The following is a 23128-nucleotide window of genomic DNA, read 5'->3' as shown; positions in this document are numbered from 1 at the left end:
GCGACGTCACGGCCGGCTTCCCCCGGGGGGCTCCGGGGGGAGGGCTTCTGGGAGGGGCTCGTCTCGCGGGCCGGCGGACATGCGGCTCTCGACGCCGCGGAGGCCCTTTCCGTCAGTTCAGCTCGTGGCCTGTGGTGGCGTCGACGTGGCCGGGCACGGGGTCGTGCCTGTCGCCGACGGACATGGTGCCGGTCGGTTCGAACATCAGGATCGAGGCCCCGGCCGGTGAGGAGGGCTTGTGCTCGACGCCGCGCGGCACCACGAACACCGCCCCCGCGGGCAGGGTCACGACCCGCTCCCCGGCCTCCGCCCCGCGCAGGGCGATGTTCAGCTCGCCGTCCAGGACGAGGAAGAACTCGTCGGTGTCGTCGTGGGCGTGCCAGACGTGCTCGCCCGCCACCTTGGCGATGCGGACGTCGTAGTCGTTGACACGGGTGACGATCCGCGGGCTCCAGAGGGCCTCGAAGGAGCTCAGCGCGGCGGTCAGGTCGATGGGTTCGCTGGTCATCGGTCCATCGTCGCGGCCGGCGGCCGGTCCGCGCGAGTGCCGGGAATCGCACATATCGCGTGGATCCTCGCAGGGGCGTCAGCCGGTTTCCGGCCTGTGTCCTCTTCGCCTTCCCGAAGGAGCAGCGGACCGGTCAGGGCGGGCCGGCGCCGTCCGGCGGTTCGATGGACTGCGCGTGCCGGAAGACGTTGTTCGGGTCCCAACGCCCCTTGGCCCGCCGCAGCCGGGGGTAGTTGACGCCGTAGTACAGGGTCGGCCAGGGGATGCCGGAGGTGTTCCACTCCGGGTCGCCGAGGTCGACGTCCGGGTAGCCGATGTAGCAGCCGTCGGTGTGCTCGCCGCGCGAGGGCACGCCGTGCGGGTACATGTCCCGGTACAGCGTGCGGATCCACCGCAGCTGGTCGTCGCCGCTCTGCCCGACCGGCCAGTAGGCCTGGTGCTGGAGTTTCAGGACGGAGTCGCGTTGCGCCGTCGCGGTGTCGCCGGGCCGTCGCCGGTTGATCGCGGAGCCGTAGGAGTCGATCTGCACCACCGCGTCGCGGGAGACCTCTCTGTCCGCGGTCAGAGCCTGCCACAGGGCGCCCGCCTGGTCCTCGGGCAGCCGGGTGCGCATGTAGGCCGACTTGTGCTTGCCGCACCGGTCGTTGTGCGGCGCGCCGGTGACCTTCTCGACCACCGTCCAGGGCACGGCGGCGGGCCGGCGTGAGCCGGTGAAGAGGTCGCCCAGCACGGCCAGGCCGGCGAACTCCCCGTGGGCCTCGGTCAGCGGGCCCAGGGCCCGCTTCACGCCCGAGTTGATCTCGTGCTGGAAGTCGGTGATCAGCCTGCGGGCGTCGCGGACCCCGGAGTCGATCTGGGCGATCAGGCCGATCTCGGTGCGGCTGGCGTGGCTCAGCAGCAGGATCCCGAACAGGTCGGCGTACTCGTCGTCCGCACCGCCCTGGTGCTGCTCGAAGAAGGCGCCGAAGTTCTCCACGATCCGTCGGAAGCGGCCCTCGTCGATGTGCTTCCACTCCCAGCCGCCGGTGGCCAGAAAGACGCTCCTGGGGGCCGGGGGCAGGCCACGGAACCACAGCCGGGTGATGACGCCGAAGTTGCCGCCACCGCCCCCGGTGTGCGCCCACCACAGGTCCGCAAGGTCGGTGTCGGTGTCGTCGGCGGTGGCGGTGACCAGCTCGACCTCGCCGTTCTCCGTCACGACGGCGACCTCGACGGCGTGCAGGTAGTCGACGGTGAGGCCGTGCTGGCGCGACAGCGGCCCGAACCCTCCGGCCACCACGTGCCCGCCGATCCCGACCGAGGGGCACGAGCCGCCGGGCAGCGCCCTGCCGGTCGGAAGGCACAGCTTCTTGTAGAGGTGCCCGTTGGTGACGCCCGCCTCGACGCAGACGGTGTCGGTGGCCTCGTCGATCTGGACGCCGTCCATGAGCGACAGGTCGATGATGACCCGCACGTCCGCGGAGCACACGAAGTCCTCGTAGCAGTGGCCGCCGGATCGCACCGTGATGCGTGACCTCTGCGGCGTCGACGGCTCGTGGAGGGCCTCCTGCAGGGCGTTCTTGACCTCTTCGGCGGTCCTGGGCAGCCGGATGTGGTCGGGCTCGGCGCGCCATCTGGGGTTGAAGCCCCGGCAGAGCGGCTCGTAACGGGGGTCGTCGGGCCCGATCTTGATGCCGGATCGCCGGTCTGGCCTCACAGCTGTCACATCCTCCGCGTCGGGGTGCGGGCGGCCGGCCACGGCCGGGGCCGCGCCGCCGAGGGTGAGGGGCGGCACCCGCCGTGGGCGCACGCCGCGGGGAAGGCCTGGCGGGGCTCCGACCCGAATCAATGCTACTCGCCGTCGCCGGTCGGATTCCGAAAGTAGCCAAATGTGGCCGGCCAGCCGGCCGCCGGCGGCGGCGTCACGGGCGGCCGTCTCCCGGTCCCGGTTCCCCCGTCAGGCCCGCCTCGTGGGCCAGGAGGCCGGCCTGGGTGCGGTTGGCCAGGTCGAGCCTGGTCAGCAGGCGGGAGATGTAGCTCTTGACGGTGGCCTCCGACAAAAACAGGCTGCCGGCGATCTCGCCGTTGGTCAGGCCCTCGCCGAGGCAGCGCAGCACGTCACGCTCGCGGTCGCTCAGGGCCTCCACCCTGGCCCGTACGGCTTGGCGGCGGCTCGCGGTCTCGGCCGAGCGCGTGACCAGCCGCCGGGCCGCCACGGGGGACAGCACCGTGTGGCCGCCCGCCGCCACCTCGATGAGCCTGACCAGGTCCTCCGGCGACGTCGACTTGACCAGGAAGCCGCCCGCGCCCGCCTGCAGCGCCCGCAGCACGTGGGCGTCGGAGTCGAACGTGGTCAGCGCGACGACCACCGGCGGGTCGGCCATCCGGGCGATCTCGGCGGTGGCGGTGATCCCGTCGACGCCGGGCATCCGCAGATCCATGAGGACGACGTCGGGTGCGGTCCGCACGACGGCCTCCACGGCCTCCGCGCCGTCCTCGGCCTCGGCGACCACCTGGACCCGGTCGTCGGCCGTGAGGATCGTGCGCAGATGACGGCGGACCATCGGGTCGTCGTCGGCCACCAGCACCTTGATCATTCGGAGTCCCGTTCTGTGGGCACGGCCGCGGGCAGGGTCGCCGACACCGCGAAACCGCCGCCGGGGTGCGGGCCGGCGGTGAAGGAGCCGCCGAGGAGGGTGACCCGGCGGCGCAGCCCGTCGAGTCCGAGGCCGGAACCGCTGGCGGCCAGGGAGGGGTCGGCGGGCCGCGCAGGCCGGTCGTTGCGCACGGCGACGGACACGCTGTCACGGCCGTACCCTATGTCCACCTCGACCCGTGCCCCCGGGGCGTGCTTCCTGGCGTTGGTGAGCGACTCCTGCAGCACGCGGCGCGCGGCGCGCGCGACCGCGGGTGAGATCCCGGCGGGGTCCCCGCTGACGTGGAGCGCGACCGGCTCGCCCGTGGATCGCACGGCGTCGGCCAGGTCGGCGGGTTCCGCCGTCTGGCGCGGGGGAGCCTGGTCGCCCCGGCTCAGGACGCCGATGAGGTCACGCAGTTCGGTGAGGGTCCTGGCGCCCGCCTCACGGATCTGCTCGGCGGCGGACCGCACGGCGGTGTCCGGCGCCGAGATCTTCAGCGCCCCGGCGGCGAGGACGATCTCGGTGACGTGGTGGGTGACGACGTCGTGCATCTCGGCGGCCAGCCGTTCGCGCTCGGCGGCCTTGGCGTGCTCGGCCAGCAGGTGGCGCTCGCGCTCGGCGGTCTCGGCCCGCTCGCGCAGCGAGGCGACCAGGTCGGCCCTGGCCCGTACGTAGAGGCCGAGCACCGCGGGGAGCACGGTGGCCGACAGGCCGGAGCCGACCGCCTGCCAGCCGGGCGTCCACGGATGGGCGGCCAGCACGGCGAGCGCGGCCGTGCCGGCGAGCGCGTCGCGGCGGCTCAGCCGGTGGGCGAGGAACCACACGACGACCGGCGTGCACATCGGCACGGCGCCGGGCAGCGGCGGGCCCTGCGGGCTGAGAAGGCCGGGCGCCACGGCTCTGGCGAGGGCGACGGCGGCCGAGACCGCGATCGTCACCGCGGCGACCGCCCGGGGGAAGCGGTGCGCGAACGGCAGGCAGAGGTCGACGAGCAGGGCCGCGGCCAGCCCCGCCGCCGGGCCGTACGCTCCCGAGGTGCGCTGCCCGGCCCGGTACAGCGCGAGGTCGAGAGCGGCGAACACGGCCGCGGCCACGACCAGGAGGGTCACCGTCACCCTGGCCGAGACGCGGTGGGGCGGGGTGGCCGTCATCGTTCTCCGCCGCACCTCGGCGGGCCGGTCACGGCGGTGCTGCCGGCCTTCTCGGTGATCACGTGCGCCAGGCGGCGGCCCCGCTCCCAGCGCGGCCACCCCTTCCCGCCGGGGGCGCCCGTGCGCGCGAAGGTCGTCCAGGCCGCCACCATGTCGTCGGCCACGGCCCGCTGGGCGGGGGTCAGCGGCACGTGCTCGCCGTCCAGGTCGATCGGCTTGTCCTTCACCTCGAACAGGTAGGCCAGTTCGGAGGCGTGCGGGGCGCCCGCGGGGAAGCCGGGCGGCGTCGGCAGGTACGGCGGCGCGGTCCTGTCCGCGAACACGTAGGCGTACACCGGGGTGCGGCGGGCCAGCGCGTCGTCGGCCTCGGCGTGCGGGCAGGCGAAGACGGCGTCGGTGTAGGCGGCGGCCCACGCCTGGGCCGCGCTCGGATGGTCCTCGCGAGGGTAGCGCCCGGCGATCTCGTCGGCCTTGTCGCCGAACCCCTGGGCCAGGAGGCCGGGCAGGTCGGCGTCGGTGATCGGCTTACCCGCCAGCGCGAACACGTCGGCGAACATCAGCGCCTCGTCGGCGGTGTGGCCGGACAGCACCGGCACCTTGGAGAAGCGCCCCTCCTCCAGGGCGCGTGCCGGCCGGCGCGGCAGGGTGCGGCCGCCGTAGGCCGCCGCGGCGAACCTCCCCGTGAGCGTCAGCAGCCTGGCGAGCGGCTGGGCGCGCAGGCAGTCGAGGGTTTTGGCGTCGCCCTGGTCGACGGGGCAGCCGAGCTGTTTCGCCCCGGCCCGTGTCGCGGCGACGCTGTCGCGCATCGGGCGCCAGAACGGCAGGCGGGGGGAGCCAGGTCCGGCCGAGTTGGCCAGCAGGACGGTCCCGCAGGCGCCGCTCTGCATGATCGCCTTGCTGAACAGGCCTCTGCCCGCGGGTGAGGTGAGGTGGCCGCAGACGGCGACGCCGCCGCCGGACTCGCCGAACAGGGTCACGTTTCGCGGGTCCGCGCCGAACGCCCCGGCGTTGCGCCGTACCCACCGCAGGGCGGCCTGCTGGTCCTGCAGCCCGAAGCTGCCCGCGTCGGTCATGCCGGGCAGCGCCATGTAGCCCAGCACCCCCAGCCGGAACTCGACCGTGACGACGACCATGTCGCCTTCGACCGCCAGCCGCCGGGGGTCGGTCTCCGAGCCGGTTCCCGCGGTGAAGCCTCCTCCGTGGAGCCACACCATGACGGGCCGGGGAGTGGTCGCGGCCTTCTTCGGCATCGTGACGTCGAGCGTGAGGCAGTCCTCCTGTCCGCTGACCCGCGCCGGGTCCGTGCCGGGCTGCGGGCAGACGGGGCCGGAGACGGTGGCCGCCCTGACTCCGCGCCACGCGGCCGGAGGCTCGGGGGAACGCCAGCGCAGCCGTCCCACGGGTGGCGCGGCGTAGGGGACGCCGCGGAACCTGACCACGTCGCCGTCGTCCACGCCGCCGATCACGCCGCTGTCCAGTCTGACCTGCGGCTGTGCCGTACGGCCGGCGCCGGCGACCTCCTCGGCCCCTTGGGCGCACCCTGCCACCGCCGTGACCGTCACGGCCGCGCAGGCGAGTGCCACGCGCATGTCGACCATCGTTTTCTCCGATCCTCGGACACCGCCTACGGCAAGCACGCTAGGCGTCGCACCGTCTTCGCCGACACGGCCGGGAGTTGCGGTCCGCGCGCCAAAGGTTGCGAAGGGGTTCAGCCGGTGCGCCGCGAAATCTCGGCGGCGGTGGCCTTGGGGAAGGTCGAAGGCGGGTCGCGTCGATCGGGCCGGACGGGCGTTCGGGGACGCGCGGGAGATCATGGCGCCGGGGGCGCCGCCCTGGTGTCGTGGTCGGCGAGGGAGTCGAGCCAGCGGGTCAGGCGGGCGCCTTGGCGGGTCATGACGTCCGGGTCGCGCAGGGCGGCGGCCAGCAGTGACATGCCCTGGTAGGCGCCGACGAAGGTGAGCGCGAGGTCGTCGGGGTCGGGCAGGCCCAGTTCGCGGAACTGACGTTCGACCCAGTCCAGGAGCAGCCGGATGACCTTGCCCGCTTCCAGGTCGAGGCCTCCTTCGGCGCGCTTGTCGAGTTCGGCGGCCAAGGTGCCGGTGGGGCAGCCGTAGCGCGCCGCGGTGTCACGCCGGCCGACCCAGGCCTCGACCAGCGCCTTGAGGCGCTGGAGGGGGTCGGGGAGCGCGTCGAGGCCGCCGGTGAGTTCGGCGAGGTGTCCGGCGTGCTCGGCCAAGGCGGCCTGGACCAGCTCGTCCTTGGTCTTGAAGTAGTAGTAGACGTTCCCGACGGGGACGTCGGCGGCGGCGGCGACGTCGGCGATGGTGGTGCGCTCCACGCCCTGCTGGTGCAGGACCCTCGCCGCCGCGGCCGTCAGTCTCCGGCGCTTGTCGGCACCCCGCGCTCTTGTTGAGTCAGCCACCTCACTGACTATAGGTGCGCGGTCGCCGGCTCACAGCAGTCGTCTTTGCACGACATCGGCGATGACGGCGTTCACGACCTTGCCGACTTCCTCGGGCTCCGGCGCGACCCCCTCCCGGCCGGCGAACAGCATGTGCCCGGCCCCGATCAGGGAGAGCGCCAGCGCGTCCACGTCGGCGTCCGCCGCGATGCGGCCCAGCTCGCACTCCTCGTTCAGGTAGGCGGCGATCATGGCCGCCGCGTCCGTCAGGACCGGGATGCCGGGAGCCGGCCGGGACTGCCGCAGCCGGGCACGCAACTCATCCCGGAAGATGACGAGGCCAACCATCGCCACGGCGACCGGGTCGAACAGGACGATCAGCGCCTCGGTCAGGTTGCCGTCGACGCTGCCGGTCCCGGCGGAGCCGCGAAGGGCGGCGGCCTGGCCCTCGAGCCGGGCGACGCGCTCCTGCGCGAGCTCGGCGAGGAAGGCGTCGAAGTCCTCGAAGTGCCGGTGCAGGACCCCCTTGGCGACGCCCGCCTCCGCCGTGACCGCCCGGCTGGTCAGGCCGTTCGCCCCGTCCCGGAGCAGGACGCGCTCGGCGGCCTCGAACAACTGCTGCCGCACGTCCCGCAAGGCCACTCCAGTCGGCATCGCCCGTTCCTCCTTCTCGTGCCCTCGCCCGCCCTTCGCTCATCGCGAACCGCTGCCCGATTGCAGAGTGGGCACCTGCCCACTATGGTGGGCGCATGCCCACTATATCGCAGGAGCAACCGTGGCCTCCGCGGAACGAGCCCCACAAGGCCAGGCGGACGGCGGAGTCGTTCGGGGTCGACGCCGAACGCTACGACCGGGCCAGGCCCGAGTATCCCGACGCCCTGGTACGGCGGGTCATCGCAGCCAGCCCCGGCCCCGACATCGTCGACGTCGGCTGCGGTACCGGCATAGAGGCCCGCCAGTTCCTGGCGGCCGGGTGCAACGTGCTGGGCGTCGAGCCGGATGTCCGGATGGCCGAGTTCGCCCGTCGTACCGGGGTCGAGGTCGAGGTGGCGAGGTTCGAGGACTGGGACGCCGCCGGTCGCGCCTTCGACGCGGTCGTCGCCGGGCAGTCCTGGCACTGGGTGGACCCCGTCGCGGGCGTGGCCAAGGCGGCGCGGGTGCTGCGTCCCGGCGGCCTGCTGGCGGTGTTCGCGCACGTGTACGACCCGCCGCCCTCCGTCGCGGAGGCCCTCGCCGACGGGCTCCGGAAGGCGGCGCCCGGCTCGCCGTTCGGCGCCGGAGCGCCGAGGTCCGCCCAGGACGTCTACCAGGAGATGTTCGCGACGTTCGCCGACGGGATCCGGGAGGCGGCCGGGTTCGGCGAGCCGGAGCAGTGGCGATTCGACTGGGAGCGGTACTACGGCCGCGACGACTGGCTCGACCTGCTGCCCACCACCGGTGCGCTCACCCGGCTCCCGCCGGACAGGCTGGCCGAGGTGCTGGAGGGCGTCGGGGCCGCCGTCGACGCGATCGGAGGCGGCTTCACCATGGCCTACACCACGATGGCGATCACCGCGTCGCTGAAGGCCTGAGTCGTCCACCGCTGCGAGGGCGCGCCGATCGGGCGCCGCGGCGGCCCGATCGGCGCGCCCTCGGTCGTGGCCGGTGAAGCGGACGGCCGTGCGGGGCTCTTCGCGCGGCTCGCGGGCGCCGCCCTGGGGCGGCGCGGAAAACAGCGCCAGGACGCGCCCGGCGAGCCGCATGGCGGAACTTCGTCCCGATGTCCGTCGGCCCCGGGCCGTGCTATCGTGCGATTAAGTCAGTTGACTAACTAATATTCAGGGGACGACATGATCGTGGTGACCGGAGCGACCGGCAACGTCGGCCGATCGCTGGTGCGGACGCTCGCGGCGACCGGCGGGCAGGTGACGGCGACCTCCAGGGGGATCTCGCCGGCGGACGTGCCGCGGGGGGTCGGGCACCGGCGGGCGGACCTGGCCGACGCGGAGAGCCTGCGGCCCGTGCTCGACGGCGCGCGGGCGCTTTTCCTGCAGAGCGGCGCCGACGCGCACCTGCTCAGCCCGCGGGACATCCTCGACGTCGCCAGGGCCGGCGGCGTCGAGCGGGTGGTGGTGCTGTCCTCCCAGGGTGTGGCGACCCGGGCGGAGTCGCCCTCTCACGGGATCCTCATGCGCTCCGTCGAGGACGCGGCCCGGCAGTCGGGCATGGAGTGGACGATCCTGCGGCCCGGCGGCTTCAACTCCAACACCTACGCCTGGGCCGAGTCGGTGCGAACGGCGCGTGCCGTCGCCGCGCCGTTCGGGGACGTCGGCCTGCCGGTCGTCGATCCGGCCGACATCGCCGAGGTCGCCGCGGCGGCGCTGCGCGAGGACGGCCACGCCGGGCGGGTCTACGAACTGACCGGCCCCGCCCTCGTCACGCCCAGGCGGCAGGCCGAGGCGATCGGCGACGCCCTCGGCGAGCCCGTCCGGTTCGTCGAGCAGACCCGCGAGCAGGCCCGCGCGCACATGCTGCGGTTCATGCCCGAGCCGGTGGTCGAGACCACCCTCGCCATCCTCGGCGATCCCAGCCCCGCCGAACAGCGCCTCAGTCCTGACGTCGAGCACGTCCTCGGCCGGGCGCCCCGCACCTACGCCGCCTGGGCGCGACGCAACGCGGCCGCCTTCCGCTGAACCCGTGTGACGGGCCTCGCGGATTCGGCAACGACCTGTTCGGCGTCGGCTTCGAAGGCTTCCTCTTCACCGACGCCGCGACGACCCGCGGGCACCTGGAGCGCTTCTTCGCCGACGTCGTCCCGGTTGTGCGGGCCGGTGCTCTTCCTGACGTACCCGTGGGCACGGCCGGGCTCAGGCCGCGCCGCTCCGGAACCGGTTGAGCAGTCTCCACCGGGAACGGGCGAGGTCCACGAGCGAGGGGCCGCCGCGCAGGCACCACAGGGCGATGACCGGGTCGCAAATGGCGCACCCGAGGGACGAGTTGTGGGCGAAAGGGATGATCGGACTGCCCTTGAGATGGTGCAGGACGTCCCAGGCGGTGTGCAGCAGCCAGCCGACGCCGATGAACGTCCACGACTCCAGCCCGCGGTACGCGCAATAGGTGACGGCGGCGGTGAAGACGAACTCCCAGCCGCCCAGGCCGCCGCCGCTGAGGTAGGCGGCTCCCGCTCCGGCCACCATGATGGCGTTGAAACGGCGCCGGTGCGGTTCGCGGATCAGTGACGTCACCACGGCGTAGGACAGGCCGATCAGCACCGGCGGGACGACGCTCATGATCATTTGATTGCCCCCGTGCGCCACGAGCCGACGCGGACACGGCCCGGGCCGCTGCCAGGGTGAACGGACGGATGCATGTTCCCTCTCCCGTCGACGGTGAAGATCGCCACCGACGCTAGCCGGACCGCCGATCCGCCTCCCAGTGGCATTCGCGACACCTGTCAACGGGATACCGCCAAACGGCTGAGGAGCAGCCCCCGCATGGCGGCGGTCCGGCTGCCGACGGCGGCGGCGGAACACGTGCGGACGGATAGCTTGCGGGCATGCACACCGTCGCCGTCCTCGCCCTCGACCAGGTGATCCCCTTCGATCTGTCCACCCCGATCGAGGTCTTCACCCGCACGAGATCGCCCGACGGCCGTCCCGGCTACCGGGTGCGCGTCTGCGCCGAGCGTCCGGAGGTGGACGCGGGCGCGTTCACCCTGCGCGCCCCCTGGGGGCTGGACGGGCTGGAGGACGCCGGCACGATCATCGTCCCCGGCACCGCGACCCCGATGGCCCCGCTGTCACCGGCCGTCCGCCACGCCCTCAGGACCGCCGCCGACGGCGGCGTCCGTATCGCCTCCATCTGCTCGGGCGCCTTCCCTCTGGCCGCCGCCGGACTGCTCGGCGGCCTGCGTGCCACCACCCACTGGGCCGCGGCCGACCGGCTGGCCGCCGCATACCCGGACATCGAGGTGGACCCCGACGTGCTCTACGTCGACAACGGGCAGATCCTCACCTCCGCGGGCGCCGCGGCCGGGCTGGACCTGTGCCTGCACCTGATCCGCCGTGACTACGGCTCAGCCGTGGCGGCCGACGCCGCCCGGCTGTCGGTCATGCCGCTGGAGAGGGAGGGCGGGCAGGCCCAGTTCGTCGTCCAGCCGTTGCCGTCGGTGACCCGAGGGTCCGCGTTCGAGCCCCTGCTCACCTGGCTGCAGGCCTCCCTGGTCCGCGATCTGACCGTGGCCGACATCGCCGCCCAGGCCGGCCTGAGCCCCCGCACGCTGATGCGCCGCTTCCGCGAGCAGACCGGCACGACCCCGCTTCAATGGCTGCACCGCGCCCGCGTCCGCCAAGCCCAGCACCTGCTGGAAACCACCGACCACACCGTCGAACGCGTCGGCGCCCAGGTCGGCTTCGCCTCCTCCACCGCTTTTCGCGACCGCTTCAAGCGCGTCACGGGCGTCAGCCCCCACGCGTACCGGCGTACGTTCCGCCGAGTCGGCTCGGTCCCGGAGGCGGGGAACGCCGACGCGGGATCGTGTGCCGGGCCTCCGAAGTGATCGCGCCGGCTCGCCCCGGAGCGACTGCCCACCGGCCGCCGAGCGGCCGGCGGGGACCGCTAGCAGTCCACCCGGTAATTGGTGGCCCGGTCGTTGTAGTCCCAGGAGATGTTGGACTTGCTGTACGGCTCATACCATTTGAACTGGCCCTTGCCGTTGTCCAGCCAGACGCCGCGGCTGTAGGTCCGGATCGAGCTGACCCGGTCCAACCAGGCGGGCGGCAGGTACGTGTTGGCGCAGTTGTTGTAGAGCAGCGCGTAACGCTCGCCCTCGCCGCCGGCGTGCTCGTACACACACCCCCAGCTGGATCCGCACTCCCACGGCGCCGCCGCACTCACCGGACCGCTGGTCGCCAGCAGCGCGGAGGCGGCGGCGATGGCCGCTGTGCCACTGACGGTCAGTCTGCGAAACATACGGAACTTTCTCATGATGCCCCTTGAATTCTCGTTCCGTTCCAGGAAAGGACCGCGTCGTCGGCCCATAGAAGGTGGCCGGAATGCGGAGAAAGGGCCGCAGGCGTTAGCTTCCGCCGTATTCCGGCCACCCCCGAACAGAACCCGTTACCGTACTTCCACAGCGCCCGAAGAGGCGCCGCTGCCGTCCACGCAGGTGGTGTCCGACGTTTCCCAGGCCCTCACCCAGGGGCCGTAGGCCCATCCGCCGTAATAGCATCCGAGGACCACTCGATGCTGGTAGACCTGGTACGGCGTCTTGCAGTACGAGTAGCCTGCGGCCGCCCCTTCGTCGGGATCCCATGCGGACCAGACGTAACTGCAGTTCTTCAGCCATTCAGACGTGTTCGATGCTGCGGCCGCGGCCGCCGGCAGAGCCGACGTCGCCAAGGTCGCGAGGCCCACCATCGCCACGGTGGCGACGGCGTGTCTGATTCGATGCGTTCGCATCTCACTCCTTGTCGGGGATCGCCGTTCGGTTCTAGCCGGTGTCTACCAGGGAAACGTTGTTCGGCTTCGGCGGCGCGAAGTGAAAAAACAACTCCGAACAAAGCCTCCGGCGGCGGGCCGTCCGGTGCGGGCATCGGCTCACGGGCACGGGCGCGGTGAACCCGGGAGCGGCCTGACGGTAGGGTCTCCAGCATGCGGATCATCAAGGGCGCAGGGGAGTGGGCGCAGCCGGTTGCCGGGACCGCCAACGACTGGGTTGAGCACCTCAGGAGGCCCGACCTGTCCGTTGGGACGTACTGCATCCCGGCGGGCGGAGCCGACACCCAGAGTCCCCACACCGAGGACGAGATCTATGTGGTGACCGCCGGCCGGGCCCGGATCGTGACACCGGACGGCGAGGCCGAGGTCGGCCCCGGCGCGGTGATCTTCGTCCCGGCAGGCGAGGAGCACCGCTTCGTGGACGTCGCCGAGGACCTGGCGCTGCTGGTCGTGTTCGGCCCGGCCTACGGCTCGCGCGGACTCCGGGCCTGACCCGCGCTCAGCACCCCTGACCGCTGACGAGCGGGACCGGGACGACCCGGAGACCAGGACCGGCGGGAGCACCGCGAAGCGGAGCGGAAACGCGCCGGAGGGCGAGGTCGGCACTCACCCTTGGAGCCACATCGGCCTCGTGTCACGGCCTTTCGGAGGCCGGCTCCTCCGCGGAGGCGAAACGTTCGGTGAACGCGGCCCTGTTGGCGGAGTCAGGTGAGCGGTCCCAGACCGCGAAGACGACCCGTTCGAACGCGGTCGAGAACGCGCCACCCGCGGTGAGATGAACCTGGAACGCCTCGGCGACCTGGCGCGGGTCGTTGCGGAACACTCCGCATCCCCAGGCGCCGAGGACCAGCCGGCTCGCGCCGTGGTGAGCGGCCACGGCCAGGACTCGTTCCGCACGCTGGTGGAGCACACGCCGGATTCGGCTCCCCACGCTCGGGTCACGACGCAGCGCTTGTCCGGCGTTGGGGGCGGGGCAGGTCAGGAACGAGACCGGATACGGGTCGGCCAGCAATCGGCCGTCGTCGTCGCGGTGCACGGGAACGCCGGGGGACCAGATGACGCGGTGACTGTAGAGCAGGTCAGGGGAATCGCGGTGGGCGGCGTAGTAGTCGGGAGCCTGGAGGAGACAGGGATGCAGCAGAGCGTTGCGGCAGAGATCCTCCTCCTGCGCCTTGGCGCCGCCGAGGTAGCCCCCTCCGGGGTTACGGGCCGAGGCGAAGTTCAAAACGGCGATCCGTTCGGCTCCGGCGAGGTGCAGCCGTCGCGCTGCCTGAAGGCTGCTTTCAGCCGTCACCTCGAAAGACGTCCGGTGACCGGTCGCCGCGGGCGCATCGAGGGGTCCGTCGGGTGGATGGCTCACGGTGCCGGAGATCGCCGCCTTCAGCGCCGGGCCCACGACGACGACGGCTCCGTCGTCGGTCGTGTACTCGCCGTCGGCGATGATCTGGGCGTTGACAGCGGCGAACCCGCGCAAACGTCTGCTCACGCGTCCACACGGTAGGCCGTGGCCGTTTCACCGGGCGAACGGTTTTTCGTCACCCCGACGACCGGTGCCAGGGTCGCACACGGCCGGGGGCTGATCGCGCTCGAGGCCGGCCCCGGGACGGTCGCCCGGGACCGGGCAGGACGTCGGAGGAGTCGGGCGCCGTGTCCTCCGCTTCTTCGCCGCACCGCTCGGGGAACGTAGGTGAACACGTCGACAACCGCGAACACGAGGGAGTGCGCCGATGTCCCTGCCCGCCCACATGCATGCCGCCTATGTCACGGAGCCCGGTCCGGCCGAGAGCATCCGGTACGGGCAGATACCGGTGCCGGTCATCGGCCCCACCGACGTCCTGGTGCGGGTGCGGGCGGTGGCCGTCGATCCGGTGGACGTCTTCGTGCGGTCGGGCGCCTACCCCACCCCCATGCCGTCGCCGTTCGTGATCGGCCGGGATCTGGTCGGCGAGGTCGCCGCCGCGGGCCCCGGCGCGGTCGGGTTCGCGCCGGGGCAGCCGGTGTGGTGCAACAGCCTTGGGCACGCCGGGCGACAGGGCTCCTTCGCCGAGTACGCCGCGGTCGCCGCCGACCGGCTGTACCCGGTCCCGCCGGGGGTCGACCCGGTTGACCTGGTGGCGGCCGCCCACCCCGCCGCCACCGCCTGGCTCGCCCTGTTCCGGCACGGGCGGCTGCGAGCCGGGCAGAGCGTGTACGTCGGCGGCGGGGCCGGCAACGTCGGCTCCGCGGCCGTGGCCCTGGCCGCGGCGGCCGGGGCGCACGTGGTCGCCACCGCGCGTCCCGGCGACTTCGCCCGCGTCCGCGCACTGGGCGTCGCCGAGGTCCTCGACTACCACGACCCGGGCCTGGCCGACGGCCTGCGGGCGGCCGCGCCCGGCGGCTACCACCTCCACGTGGACACCTCCGGACACGGCGAACTGGCCACCGGAGTCGACCTCCTCGCCCACGGCGGGCGCCTGGTGGCAATGGTCGGCCTGCGCGCCGCGCCGGTGCTGCCGGTCGGCCGGCTCTACACCCGCGACGCCGGCGTCGTGGGGTTCGCGATCAGCAACGCCTCTACCGCCGACCTCGCCGACGCGGCCGACGGCGTCGCCCGCCTGCTGCGCACCACCCGGTGGCACCCCCGCATCGCCGACCGTCTCCCGCTGTCGCAGGCCGCCCAGGCGCATCGCAGGCTGGAGGACGGCCGCGTCAACGGCCGGCTCGTGCTGCACCCCTGACCAGGCCCGGAACACGCGGACCCCGGAGAGCCCGGGGCCTTCCCCACCCCGGGGAGCTGCGCTGTTCAGGCGGATCCGCAGGTGAAACGGCTGATCGGCAGCGCCGGACGGCCTCGCGCAGCTCGCCGCGCTCGCGCTCCCGGCGCACCTGAATCGACACACCTGCGTTTTCTAGCGCCGCTAGGATCATTGTCGACGATCTGCTAGTGTCGGCCCAATTGCTAGCAACGCTAGAAGTCGGAGTGGACCATGCTTGCCCCCCTCGCCTACGGTTTGGCCGTCGTTCTCAGCCTCTTCGTCGTCTTCATCGGCGCCCGATTCCTGCTGCAGCCCCGTGCCGCGGCCGCCGGCTACGGCGTGCCCGCCAAGCCCGACGGCGACGCCGCCTACCTGACCGTCAAAGGCCTGCGCGACCTCACCTCCGGCGTCATCGGCCTGGCCCTGCTCGCCTTCGCCGACACCGACGCCGCAGCCTGGTTCATGCTGGCGGTCGCCCTCACCCCCCTCGGGGACACCTTCATCGTCCTGCGCCACGGCGGCACCAAGGCCGCGGCTTTCGGCATCCACTTCGCCACCGCCGTCATCGTCCTCGTCAGCGCCGCTCTGCTGTTCGCCGCCTGAACCGCGTAACCCCCCTTGTTCGAAGGCCCCCGGCTTCCTGGCCCGCGGCGTGCTCGACCCCGGCGGCCACTACTACCGCCGGGTGTTCACCGACGCGGTGCGCGCCGTCGGGGTCGCCCGCGGCCACCCCGCGGTGGATCCCGGCCGGGTCGCGGTACACGGGATGAGCCAGGACGTCCGGCGGATCCGCTGGCTGCGTGAGCACTGGAGCTGACCCACGGTGTCCGGGGACGCATCCGAACCGAGGCGCGCCTCGGCACGGCGTCCCCGCCGAGGAGATCGCTCGGGCGGGTTCATCCGATCCCGAACACGCCTGTCACCGACCAGACGGCCGAGTCCAAGGGGCGGGCGCGGGAATCGGTCAGACACCACCCCGGTCGTTCAGCTCCACGGCCATCTCCCGGACGATCTGGCCGAGCCGTTCCTTGGGGTAGACACCGCACAACTCGTTCAGCAGCGCGGTCACGACGGACAGTTCCGCCCTGTCCAGCATGGCGAGCCGTTCCCCGGTGCCGTTCTTCTCGATCCAGTCGCGCAGGAAGGCCTCGTAGTGCTCCCTGGGGATCGGCTTCCCGCTGGTGTCGCGCACCACGGCGGTGACCGGCGGGGCCCCGTCGAAGTCGTACAGTCCGGCCCGGCGTCCGGCCCGCAGCCACCCGGCCGCCTCCACCGTGGACTGCTCGCGTTCCTCGTCGGTCAGCTCCTCCCACGTCGGCAGGAGCCCTTTTTCGTGGGCGAGCTGCTGGCGTGCCGCGGCGAGCTTCTCGGCGTGCTGTCGTTCGGCGTCGTCGGCGTACTTGAAGGCGATGGGCACGAGGAGCGTCCTCTCTGCCGGGCATATTCGAACATTTATCCCAGCGTATATAGCTATATAGGGGCACGTTTTCCCGTCGCTAGCATCTCAGAGGTTCTCGCCTCGTCCGCGCGCCGCAACGGTTCCGTGTCCGACTGCGCCCGGCGGGGCCGCGGGAGTTCGCGGGTCGGCGTCGGTGAACGCGGCTCGTGCTCATCCCGGGCCGAGCCGCCGGTTTCCGCCGCCGGACAGGTCGCGCACCACTCCAGTAATCTTGCCGAAACGGCATCTTTGCATTTTTTGCAAGATTTGCTACGGTGGCGGACATGACGGCTGAAGGGGATGTCGGTATCGGTCTGCGTGAGCGCAAGAAGCGGGAGACCCGCCTCGCGCTGAACCAGGCCACGATCCGCCTGTGCATCGAACGCGGGTGGGACAACGTGACCGTGGAGGACATCGCCGCGGCGGCGAACGTGTCCGTGCGCACCTTCCGCAACTATTTCTCCAGCAAGGCCGAGGCGATCGCCGCCGGCCACCTGGAGCGGGCGTTGCGGATCGCCGAGGAACTGCGGGCGAGGCCGGGCTCCGAGCCTCTGTGGGACTCGATCGTGAACGCGGTGCAGGCCCAGTTCGCCCCAGGAGGCGAAACGGGTGCCGAGTCTCCCGGCGCCCGGCGTTGGCGGGACGCGCTCCGGCTCCTGCTGGCCGAGCCTGCGCTGCAGGGCGAGGTCCTCAAGGCGAACGCGGCCGCGCAGGATGAGCTGGCCAAGGCCGTCGCCGAGCGCACCGGCACCGACGTGGCGCATGACCTCTACCCCAGACTGGTCGCCGCCGTGGTCGGGGCGGGCAGCGCCGTGGCCTTGGAGCACTGCCTGCGCGCCGATCCGCCCATCCCGCTCGCCCCACTGCTGCGAGAGGTGTTCGCCCAACTCGCCGCGGGCCTTCCGGTTCCGTAAGGACCCGGGCGCACCGACCTCGCTCTACCTTGCCCTGCCGGTGCCGGGTCGATTCGTCATGCCCTTTTTCTGGTTTTCTGCGCGAACAGGAGAACACCTCGGTGATCACAGATGTCGTCATCGTCGGAGGCGGCCCGAACGGGCTGATGCTGGCCTGCGAACTGGGCCTGGCCGGGGTCCGGCCGGTCGTGCTGGAGCGGTCGGCGGAGCCGAGCGAAGAGCCGAAGGCGAACGGGCTGCTCGGCCAGGTCGTGAGAATGGTCGACCGCCGCGGACTGCACGAACGTCTCAGCGGCAGCCCTGAGCCGCCGCGGCCGAACTCCGCGTACTTCATGTTCGCCGCGATGGGCCTGAACCTGAGCCTGCTGGAGGACAGCCCGGTCTACTCCCTGCCGGTGCCGCAGCGCCGCATCGTGCAGGTCCTGCAGGAGCGCGCCCTCGAACTCGGCGTGGAGATCCGGCGAGGACACGAGGTCGTCGGCCTGTCGCAGGACGACGACGCGGTCACCGCCGACGTCGCGGGCCCGGGCGGGGCCTACCGGCTGCGGGCCCGGTACCTCGTCGGCGCGGACGGATCCCACAGCCTCACGCGCAAGCTGCTGGGCATCGGCTTTCCCGGCCTCACCTACGACCGGATGACTGTCCGCACGGCGCATGCCACGGTCCCGAAAGAGTGGGTGGATCCCGCCACCGGCGCGCTGAACGTGCCCGGCTACGGCGCCGTCCTGCCGTTCCTGCCCCACCGCGTCGAGCATGGAGGCTTCTCCTACGCGCCGATGCCCGGCCACCCGCCGCTGGTCAGCACCACGGAGTGGGATCAGCCCGACACCGACGCCGCGATGAGCCTGGAGGAGCTGCGGGCGAGCGTCCGCCGGGTGCTCGGCGTCGAGGTGCCACTCGGTCCGCCCGACGGTGAGGGGCCGCATGTGCTGCGCCGGTTGACCGGCGGTAACACGCGAGTCGCCGAACGCTTCTCCGACGGCAGGGTGTTCCTGATCGGCGACGCCGCCCACGTGTACGCCGCCACGGGGGGCGGCCCCGGGCTCAATCTCGGCCTGCAGGACGCGATCAACCTCGGCTGGAAACTCGCCGCCGAGATCCGCGGCGGCGCCCCCTCCGGCCTGTTGGACAGCTACGAGACGGAGCGGCGGCTGGCGGCCCGCCGCATGGTGGTGAACGCGCAGGCACAGTCGGCGCTGATCGCGCCGGGCGACGACGTCACCGGACTGCGCGAACTGTTCACCGAACTGCTCGGCGACCCGGACACCGTGCGGCGCCTCGCCGAACTCGCCGCGGGCGCCGACGTCCGCTACGACATGGGCGCACCCGAGACGCATCCGCTGGTCGGCAGGTTCGCCCCGGACATGGAACTGCACACCCCGAACGGGACGGTCCGGCTGGCCGAACTGACCACGACCGCCCGCCCTCTGCTGCTGGACCTGACCGAGGACGCATCGCCGGCGAAGACGCTGTCCGAGTGGCACGACCGCGTCGACATCGTCACCGCACGCCCCCGGATCTCCGCACCCACCGCAGTCCTCCTACGACCGGACTGCTACGTGGCCTGGGCGTCCGCGTCACCCCGACCGGATTCCGCGGAGCTGGAGGCACTCAGGGCGGCCACGCTGCGGTGGTTCGGCCCCGGCCCGCGGCTCCGGCCGAATCGGTCGTCTCACAGCCGGGCGGCGCGTCCGAGCTGAAGATCGTTCTGTTCCGGGACTCCGAGGCTTGGCCGACCCTACGAACCGACGTGCCGCTCGCGGTGGGAGCGGACGAACGCCGCCGTTCCCGCCGCCCCTATGCTCGTCCGGAGTGAAGCCAGGAGGGGTGCCGGTGTCGAAGCTGGATGAGATCCGTACGTGGCTGCGGCGCCGGCTGCCGGACCTGCTCGCCGAGAACCGGGTGCCCGGGGCGGCGGTGGCGGTCTGCGCCGGCGACGAGACGATCGACGTCGCGGCCGGGACGCTGAACACGGCCACGGGCGTCGAGGCCACGGTCGACTCCCTCTTCCAGATCGGCTCGGTCACCAAGGTGCTGACCGCGACGCTGGCCATGCAGCTGGTCGACGAGGGGATGCTGGATCTCGACGCTCCGGTGCGGACCTATCTCCCCGAGTTCCGGATCGCCGACGAGCGGGCAGCCGAGCGGGTCACCGTGCGGCAGCTGATGTGTCACGTCGGAGGTTTCGAGGGCGACATCTTCACCGACACGGGCAAGGGCGACGACTGCCTCGAGAAGTACGTGGGCGTCCTGCACCAGGTGCCGCAGCTGTTCGAGCCCGGCGAGATGTTCTCGTACAACAACGCCGGCTTCTGCGTACTGGGCCGGATCGTCGAGGTCGTACGGGGGAAGCCGTTCGACGTCTGCATGAGGACGCACCTGTTCACCCCCCTGGGCCTGACCCATGCCGCGAACGATCCGTACGAGGCGATCATCCACCGCACGGCGGTGGGACACATCGAGCCGGCGCCGGGCGCCCCGCTCGAGCCGACCCGCGTCTGGGCGTTGGCACGCTCGAACGCGCCGGCCGGGTCGATGCTGGCGATGCGCCCTCGCGATCTGCTGGTCTTCGCCCGCATGCACCTTGCCGGCGGGCTTGGCCCGGACGGCGGCTCCGTGCTGAGCCCGGCGAGCGTCAGGGCCATGCAGCGGCCACAGGTCACGCTGCCCGACATCAACCAGGGCACGGCCTGGGGCCTGGGATGGGAACTCTTCGATCTCCCCGGCGGGACGGTCTTCGGCCACGACGGCAACACCATCGGCCAGTCGGCGTTCCTGCGCGCGGTGCCGGGACGTGACGTGGCGCTGGCGATCCTCACCAACGGCGGCCTGCCGCGGCCGGTGCACACCGAGATCGCGGGCCGCGTGCTCCACGAGCTCGGCGGCGTCGAGCCGCCCCGGCAGCCGACGCCCGATCCGGCCGCGCCCTCGCCGGACGCGTCCCGGTACGTCGGCACCTACGTCTCGAGCACATGTGAGACCGCGGTGAGCCAGGACGAGGAGGGGCGGCTGTGGCTGGAGCGCACTCCCATCGGAATCACCGCCGAGCTGGACGAAGTGCCGTATCGGACGGAGCTGGTCGCCTGGCGCGGTGACACGCTGCTCCCGGTCGAACCCGAGCGCGGCGCCCACGCGCCGCTCGCGTTCCTCGGTGACGACGGAGAGGGACACGCGCTGTATCTGCACACCGGCCGAGCCGACAGGCGTGTGTCGTCATGAACGACCCGGACCGGCGCCTTCACCGCTGACATGCGCGGTGACCCGCCGCGCCCACCGGCCGCCCGGCCGGGGTGAGCGCCGGGCGGAGTTCCCCGGAGTTCCCCGGAGAGCGCCGGCCGCCCCGGCGCCGTCGACGCGGCCGGTGATCCTGACGTGCTCCTGCGCGCGGACGCTCCTCTTCTGCACGCCTCTCTTTGCGTTTTTTCTCCGCGCTTTCTCTCCGTGCCTCTTCTCCGCGCCGCGAACGCACCTTCGTCGAGCGGGTACCCTCCGACGCGTACCCGCCCGGATCGAAGGGCTCGGCCGGGACGGCCGTTCACCACGGCGTCGCCTGAGCCCCCCTGTGCTTGGAGCGCACACATGAACATGCCCGGTTCAGTTGGTTCCGTGCGCGTCCCGCCGCCCTCACCATGACGATCAGTTCGTGCACGCGGACGAACGCGGGCCTGAAGATTCGATGAACGAAACAAACACCGCCAGGGGGATTGCGTCCCACTATCGTCGAGTGGATGTGGAGAGCACTGCCGTAAGCACGGCCGATGGTTCCGAGGACACGCGCGGGCCTGCGAACGGCGATCGCGTGCTGACGATTCGCGACCTGTCGGTCGAGATCCGGCGCGGCGAAAGGGTCGTCCGTCCCGTCTCGGGCGTCAACCTGGCGCTGAACCGCGGTGAGACCCTGGGAATCGTCGGTGAGACCGGGTCCGGCAAGTCCATGACCGGTTTCGCGATCATGGGCATGCTGCCCGCCGGGGGCCGGGTGACCGGCGGATCGATCGACCTGGGCGGCAAGGAACTCGTCGGGCTTCCCGCGGCGCAGTACCGGGCCATCCGCGGCAACGACGTCGCGATGGTGTTCCAGGACTCGATGACGGCGTTGAACCCGACCCGGCGGATCGGGGAGCAGGTCGCCGAACCGGTGCGCCTGCACCAGGGCGCGTCGAAGCGAGCCGCGCGCGGGCGCGCCGAGGAGATGCTCGCCCTGGTCGGGCTGCCGCGACCGGCCGAGCGGCTGGACGACTATCCGCACCAGCTCTCGGGCGGCATGCGGCAACGCGTGATGATCGCGATGGCGCTGGTGTGCGAGCCACGGGTCGTCATCGCCGACGAGCCGACCACGGCGCTCGACGTCACGATCCAGGCGGAGATCCTCGAGCTCCTCGACGACCTCAAGTCCCGGCTGGGCATGTCGATGATCCTCATCACGCACGACATGGGGGTGATCGCCCGGCACGCCGACCGCGTCGGAGTGATGTACGGCGGGCGCGTCGCCGAGACCGGCCCGACGCCCGTGCTCTTCAGCCGGACGCGGCATCGCTACACGCACGCGCTGCTGTCCTCGATCCCCTCGCTCACCCATGACCGGAGCGAGGAGCTCTTCAGCATCCCGGGCGCCCCGCCGGACCTGACCGTGGCTCACGTCGGCTGCCCCTTCGCGCCGCGCTGCGACGCCGCGACGGATCGGTGCCGTGAGGAGCAGCCGGCCCTCTCGACGGAGGAGGACGGGCACGCCCACGCGTGCTGGCATCCGGCCTCCGGCCCGACGGCCAGGGTCCGTGCGCGGTTCGCCGCCTCGACGGCGATCCTCCCCGAGCGAGAAGCGGCGCCGCGACTGCGCGTCGTCGACCTGAGGCGCGAGTATCCGGCGGGCAGTGCGGGTCTCTTCGGCCGGCGCCGTACCGTGAAGGCGGTCTCCGGCGTGAGTTTCGAGGTGGCGGCGGGCGAGACGTTCGGGCTCGTCGGAGAGTCGGGCTGCGGCAAGTCCTCCCTGGGCAGGATGCTCGTGGCCCTGGACCGGCCCACCTCCGGTGAGGTGATCTTCGACGGCGAGCCGGTCACCCGGATGAGCGCACGTGCTCTCGGGGCGCGCCGTACTCAGCTGCAGATGATGTTCCAGGACTCGAACGCCTCCCTCGACCCCCGGATGCGCATCGGCACGATCCTGCGCGAACCCCTGGCGATCCAGGGCGTCGGCACGCGCGCCCAGAGGACCGCTCGTGCCCGCGAGCTGCTGCAGGACGTGGGCCTGCCCGCCGGCGTCATGGAGCGCTACCCCCACGAGCTCTCCGGGGGGCAGCGGCAGCGGGTGGGCCTGGCCCGCGCGCTCGCCCTGGACCCGAAGGTGCTGGTCGCCGACGAGCCGGTCAGCGCGCTGGACGTCTCCATCCGCTCCCAGGTCCTCAACCTGATGCGCCGCATCCAGCTCGAGCGCGGGCTCAGCAGTGTGGTGATCTCACATGACCTCGCGGTCGTGCGGTACCTGGCCGACAGGGTCGGTGTCATGTACCTGGGCAAGCTGGTCGAGACCGGCACCACCGAGGAGGTGTACGGCGCCGCCGCGCACCCCTACACGGCGGGGCTGCTCGCGGCGGTCCCCGAGGCGGACCCGCGGACGCGGCGTCCGCGGCTGAGCGCGAGGGTGCGCGGCGAGTTGCCGAGTCCCATCGACCCGCCCAGCGGCTGCCGGTTCCGCACCCGGTGCGCGCTGGCAACCGCACTGTGCGCCGAGACGGAGCCCCCCTTGGAACCGCTCGCCGGCACACACCGGGTCGCCTGCCACCACCCGTTGCAGCAGAAGCGGTCGGCGGAGCTGACGACGCGATGACACATCTCCGGCACACCCCAGCGGGGACACGCTCGCAGATCTCATGGAAAGGGGATTCGCA

At 72.3% G+C, this 23128-nt stretch carries 22 protein-coding genes and 1 pseudogene; 11 read left to right on the top strand and 12 right to left on the bottom strand.

The genetic code is table 11. From position 1 onward, the window contains the following. Positions 1–112 precede the first annotated feature (112 nt). The 7 genes from PKF00_RS29220 to PKF00_RS29190 form a co-directional block, all read right to left on the bottom strand. Positions 113–508, bottom strand: coding sequence for a cupin domain-containing protein (locus tag PKF00_RS29220; protein WP_271220881.1), 396 nt, complete (start codon positions 506–508; stop codon positions 113–115). 133 nt (positions 509–641) lie between these two features. Beyond that, entirely contained in the window at positions 642–2204 is a 1563-nt protein-coding gene (locus PKF00_RS29215; RefSeq protein WP_271220880.1) for an FAD-binding oxidoreductase, read from the bottom strand. Between the two features lie 205 nt (positions 2205–2409). Continuing rightward, positions 2410–3084, bottom strand: a complete 675-nt coding sequence (locus PKF00_RS29210; protein WP_271220879.1) for a response regulator transcription factor — start codon at positions 3082–3084, stop codon at positions 2410–2412. Further along, positions 3081–4277 carry a sensor histidine kinase gene (locus tag PKF00_RS29205; protein ID WP_271220878.1) on the bottom strand — a complete coding sequence of 399 codons (1197 nt, stop codon included), beginning with the start codon at positions 4275–4277 and terminating at the stop codon, positions 3081–3083. Before PKF00_RS29205 ends, PKF00_RS29210 begins: the two co-directional genes overlap by 4 nt. Further along, the gene (locus tag PKF00_RS29200; RefSeq protein ID WP_271220877.1) at positions 4274–5866 is read right to left on the bottom strand and encodes a carboxylesterase/lipase family protein; all 1593 of its coding nucleotides are present in this window, start codon (positions 5864–5866) and stop codon (positions 4274–4276) included. The genes PKF00_RS29205 and PKF00_RS29200 overlap by 4 nt, the downstream gene beginning before the upstream one ends. A gap of 221 nt (positions 5867–6087) precedes the next feature. Continuing rightward, complete coding sequence (locus PKF00_RS29195; RefSeq protein ID WP_271220876.1) at positions 6088–6699, bottom strand: TetR/AcrR family transcriptional regulator; 612 nt, start codon at positions 6697–6699, stop codon at positions 6088–6090. 30 nt (positions 6700–6729) lie between these two features. Continuing rightward, positions 6730–7332 (bottom strand): TetR/AcrR family transcriptional regulator, encoded by a 603-nt coding sequence (locus PKF00_RS29190; protein ID WP_271220875.1) that lies wholly within the window; start codon positions 7330–7332, stop codon positions 6730–6732. 95 nt (positions 7333–7427) lie between these two features. Between PKF00_RS29190 and PKF00_RS29185 the strand changes: the two genes are divergently transcribed. Next, positions 7428–8249, top strand: a complete 822-nt coding sequence (locus PKF00_RS29185) for a class I SAM-dependent methyltransferase (RefSeq protein ID WP_271220874.1) — start codon at positions 7428–7430, stop codon at positions 8247–8249. A gap of 258 nt (positions 8250–8507) precedes the next feature. Then, a complete protein-coding gene (locus PKF00_RS29180; RefSeq protein ID WP_271220873.1) occupies positions 8508–9350 on the top strand; it encodes an NAD(P)H-binding protein in 843 nt (280 codons plus the stop codon). A gap of 174 nt (positions 9351–9524) precedes the next feature. On the opposite strand, the gene PKF00_RS29175 is transcribed toward PKF00_RS29180, so the two are convergent. Next, positions 9525–9947 (bottom strand): DUF6010 family protein, encoded by a 423-nt coding sequence (locus PKF00_RS29175; RefSeq protein ID WP_271220872.1) that lies wholly within the window; start codon positions 9945–9947, stop codon positions 9525–9527. 266 nt (positions 9948–10213) lie between these two features. Between PKF00_RS29175 and PKF00_RS29170 the strand changes: the two genes are divergently transcribed. Beyond that, the gene (locus tag PKF00_RS29170; RefSeq protein ID WP_271220871.1) at positions 10214–11215 is read left to right on the top strand and encodes a GlxA family transcriptional regulator; all 1002 of its coding nucleotides are present in this window, start codon (positions 10214–10216) and stop codon (positions 11213–11215) included. 59 nt (positions 11216–11274) lie between these two features. Here PKF00_RS29170 and PKF00_RS29165 read toward each other — a convergent pair whose 3' ends face one another. Both PKF00_RS29165 and PKF00_RS29160 read right to left on the bottom strand, forming a co-directional pair. Beyond that, positions 11275–11643 (bottom strand): peptidase inhibitor family I36 protein, encoded by a 369-nt coding sequence (locus PKF00_RS29165; RefSeq protein WP_271220870.1) that lies wholly within the window; start codon positions 11641–11643, stop codon positions 11275–11277. A 132-nt stretch (positions 11644–11775) separates the two neighbouring features. Then, positions 11776–12117 carry a hypothetical protein gene (locus PKF00_RS29160; protein WP_271220869.1) on the bottom strand — a complete coding sequence of 114 codons (342 nt, stop codon included), beginning with the start codon at positions 12115–12117 and terminating at the stop codon, positions 11776–11778. 192 nt (positions 12118–12309) lie between these two features. Between PKF00_RS29160 and PKF00_RS29155 the strand changes: the two genes are divergently transcribed. Then, positions 12310–12648, top strand: a complete 339-nt coding sequence (locus PKF00_RS29155) for a cupin domain-containing protein (RefSeq protein ID WP_271220868.1) — start codon at positions 12310–12312, stop codon at positions 12646–12648. 142 nt (positions 12649–12790) lie between these two features. Here PKF00_RS29155 and PKF00_RS29150 read toward each other — a convergent pair whose 3' ends face one another. Next, a complete protein-coding gene (locus PKF00_RS29150; RefSeq protein WP_271220867.1) occupies positions 12791–13642 on the bottom strand; it encodes a TIGR02452 family protein in 852 nt (283 codons plus the stop codon). A gap of 241 nt (positions 13643–13883) precedes the next feature. On the opposite strand from PKF00_RS29150, the gene PKF00_RS29145 reads away from it, so the two are divergent. The 3 genes and pseudogenes from PKF00_RS29145 to PKF00_RS29135 form a co-directional block, all read left to right on the top strand. After that, the gene (locus tag PKF00_RS29145; protein WP_271220866.1) at positions 13884–14873 is read left to right on the top strand and encodes an NADPH:quinone reductase; all 990 of its coding nucleotides are present in this window, start codon (positions 13884–13886) and stop codon (positions 14871–14873) included. A 249-nt stretch (positions 14874–15122) separates the two neighbouring features. Beyond that, the gene (locus tag PKF00_RS29140; protein WP_271220865.1) at positions 15123–15494 is read left to right on the top strand and encodes a DUF4267 domain-containing protein; all 372 of its coding nucleotides are present in this window, start codon (positions 15123–15125) and stop codon (positions 15492–15494) included. Between the two features lie 13 nt (positions 15495–15507). After that, positions 15508–15708 (top strand): annotated as a pseudogene (locus PKF00_RS29135) (acetylxylan esterase); the annotation flags it as partial. Positions 15709–15855: 147 nt separating this feature from the next. On the opposite strand, the gene PKF00_RS29130 reads toward PKF00_RS29135, so the two are convergent. Continuing rightward, complete coding sequence (locus PKF00_RS29130) at positions 15856–16308, bottom strand: hypothetical protein (protein WP_271220864.1); 453 nt, start codon at positions 16306–16308, stop codon at positions 15856–15858. A 305-nt stretch (positions 16309–16613) separates the two neighbouring features. On the opposite strand from PKF00_RS29130, the gene PKF00_RS29125 reads away from it, so the two are divergent. The 4 genes from PKF00_RS29125 (at position 16614) to PKF00_RS29110 (ending at position 23067) form a co-directional block, all read left to right on the top strand. Continuing rightward, positions 16614–17243 (top strand): acyl-CoA-like ligand-binding transcription factor, encoded by a 630-nt coding sequence (locus PKF00_RS29125; RefSeq protein ID WP_271220863.1) that lies wholly within the window; start codon positions 16614–16616, stop codon positions 17241–17243. A 101-nt stretch (positions 17244–17344) separates the two neighbouring features. After that, positions 17345–18943: an FAD-dependent oxidoreductase gene (locus PKF00_RS29120; RefSeq protein ID WP_271220862.1), complete on the top strand. Its 1599-nt coding sequence runs from the start codon at positions 17345–17347 to the stop codon at positions 18941–18943. Positions 18944–19076: 133 nt separating this feature from the next. Next, positions 19077–20462, top strand: a complete 1386-nt coding sequence (locus PKF00_RS29115; RefSeq protein ID WP_271220861.1) for a serine hydrolase domain-containing protein — start codon at positions 19077–19079, stop codon at positions 20460–20462. A 580-nt stretch (positions 20463–21042) separates the two neighbouring features. Further along, entirely contained in the window at positions 21043–23067 is a 2025-nt protein-coding gene (locus PKF00_RS29110) for a dipeptide ABC transporter ATP-binding protein (RefSeq protein ID WP_271220860.1), read from the top strand. The last annotated feature ends 61 nt before the right edge of the window (positions 23068–23128 follow it).

The sequence above is a fragment of the Streptosporangium carneum genome (assembly GCF_027922005.1).
GTDB lineage: Bacteria > Actinomycetota > Actinomycetes > Streptosporangiales > Streptosporangiaceae > Streptosporangium > Streptosporangium carneum.
The sequence above is the reverse complement of the archived record's forward strand: the minus strand, read 5'-3'. Positions and strand labels throughout refer to the sequence as shown.

Bases quoted from the DNA above. Each gene is read 5' to 3' on its own strand.
- PKF00_RS29220 (WP_271220881.1), bottom strand. From the start codon at position 508: ATGACCAGCGAACCCATCGACCTGACCGCCGCGCTGAGCTCCTTCGAG.
- PKF00_RS29210 (WP_271220879.1), bottom strand. From the start codon at position 3,084: ATGATCAAGGTGCTGGTGGCCGACGACGACCCGATGGTCCGCCGTCAT.
- PKF00_RS29205 (WP_271220878.1), bottom strand. From the start codon at position 4,277: ATGACGGCCACCCCGCCCCACCGCGTCTCGGCCAGGGTGACGGTGACC.
- PKF00_RS29200 (WP_271220877.1), bottom strand. From the start codon at position 5,866: ATGCGCGTGGCACTCGCCTGCGCGGCCGTGACGGTCACGGCGGTGGCA.
- PKF00_RS29190 (WP_271220875.1), bottom strand. From the start codon at position 7,332: ATGCCGACTGGAGTGGCCTTGCGGGACGTGCGGCAGCAGTTGTTCGAG.
- PKF00_RS29185 (WP_271220874.1), top strand. From the start codon at position 7,428: ATGCCCACTATATCGCAGGAGCAACCGTGGCCTCCGCGGAACGAGCCC.
- PKF00_RS29180 (WP_271220873.1), top strand. From the start codon at position 8,508: ATGATCGTGGTGACCGGAGCGACCGGCAACGTCGGCCGATCGCTGGTG.
- PKF00_RS29175 (WP_271220872.1), bottom strand. From the start codon at position 9,947: ATGAGCGTCGTCCCGCCGGTGCTGATCGGCCTGTCCTACGCCGTGGTG.
- PKF00_RS29170 (WP_271220871.1), top strand. From the start codon at position 10,214: ATGCACACCGTCGCCGTCCTCGCCCTCGACCAGGTGATCCCCTTCGAT.
- PKF00_RS29165 (WP_271220870.1), bottom strand. From the start codon at position 11,643: ATGAGAAAGTTCCGTATGTTTCGCAGACTGACCGTCAGTGGCACAGCG.
- PKF00_RS29160 (WP_271220869.1), bottom strand. From the start codon at position 12,117: ATGCGAACGCATCGAATCAGACACGCCGTCGCCACCGTGGCGATGGTG.
- PKF00_RS29155 (WP_271220868.1), top strand. From the start codon at position 12,310: ATGCGGATCATCAAGGGCGCAGGGGAGTGGGCGCAGCCGGTTGCCGGG.
- PKF00_RS29145 (WP_271220866.1), top strand. From the start codon at position 13,884: ATGTCCCTGCCCGCCCACATGCATGCCGCCTATGTCACGGAGCCCGGT.
- PKF00_RS29140 (WP_271220865.1), top strand. From the start codon at position 15,123: ATGCTTGCCCCCCTCGCCTACGGTTTGGCCGTCGTTCTCAGCCTCTTC.
- PKF00_RS29125 (WP_271220863.1), top strand. From the start codon at position 16,614: ATGACGGCTGAAGGGGATGTCGGTATCGGTCTGCGTGAGCGCAAGAAG.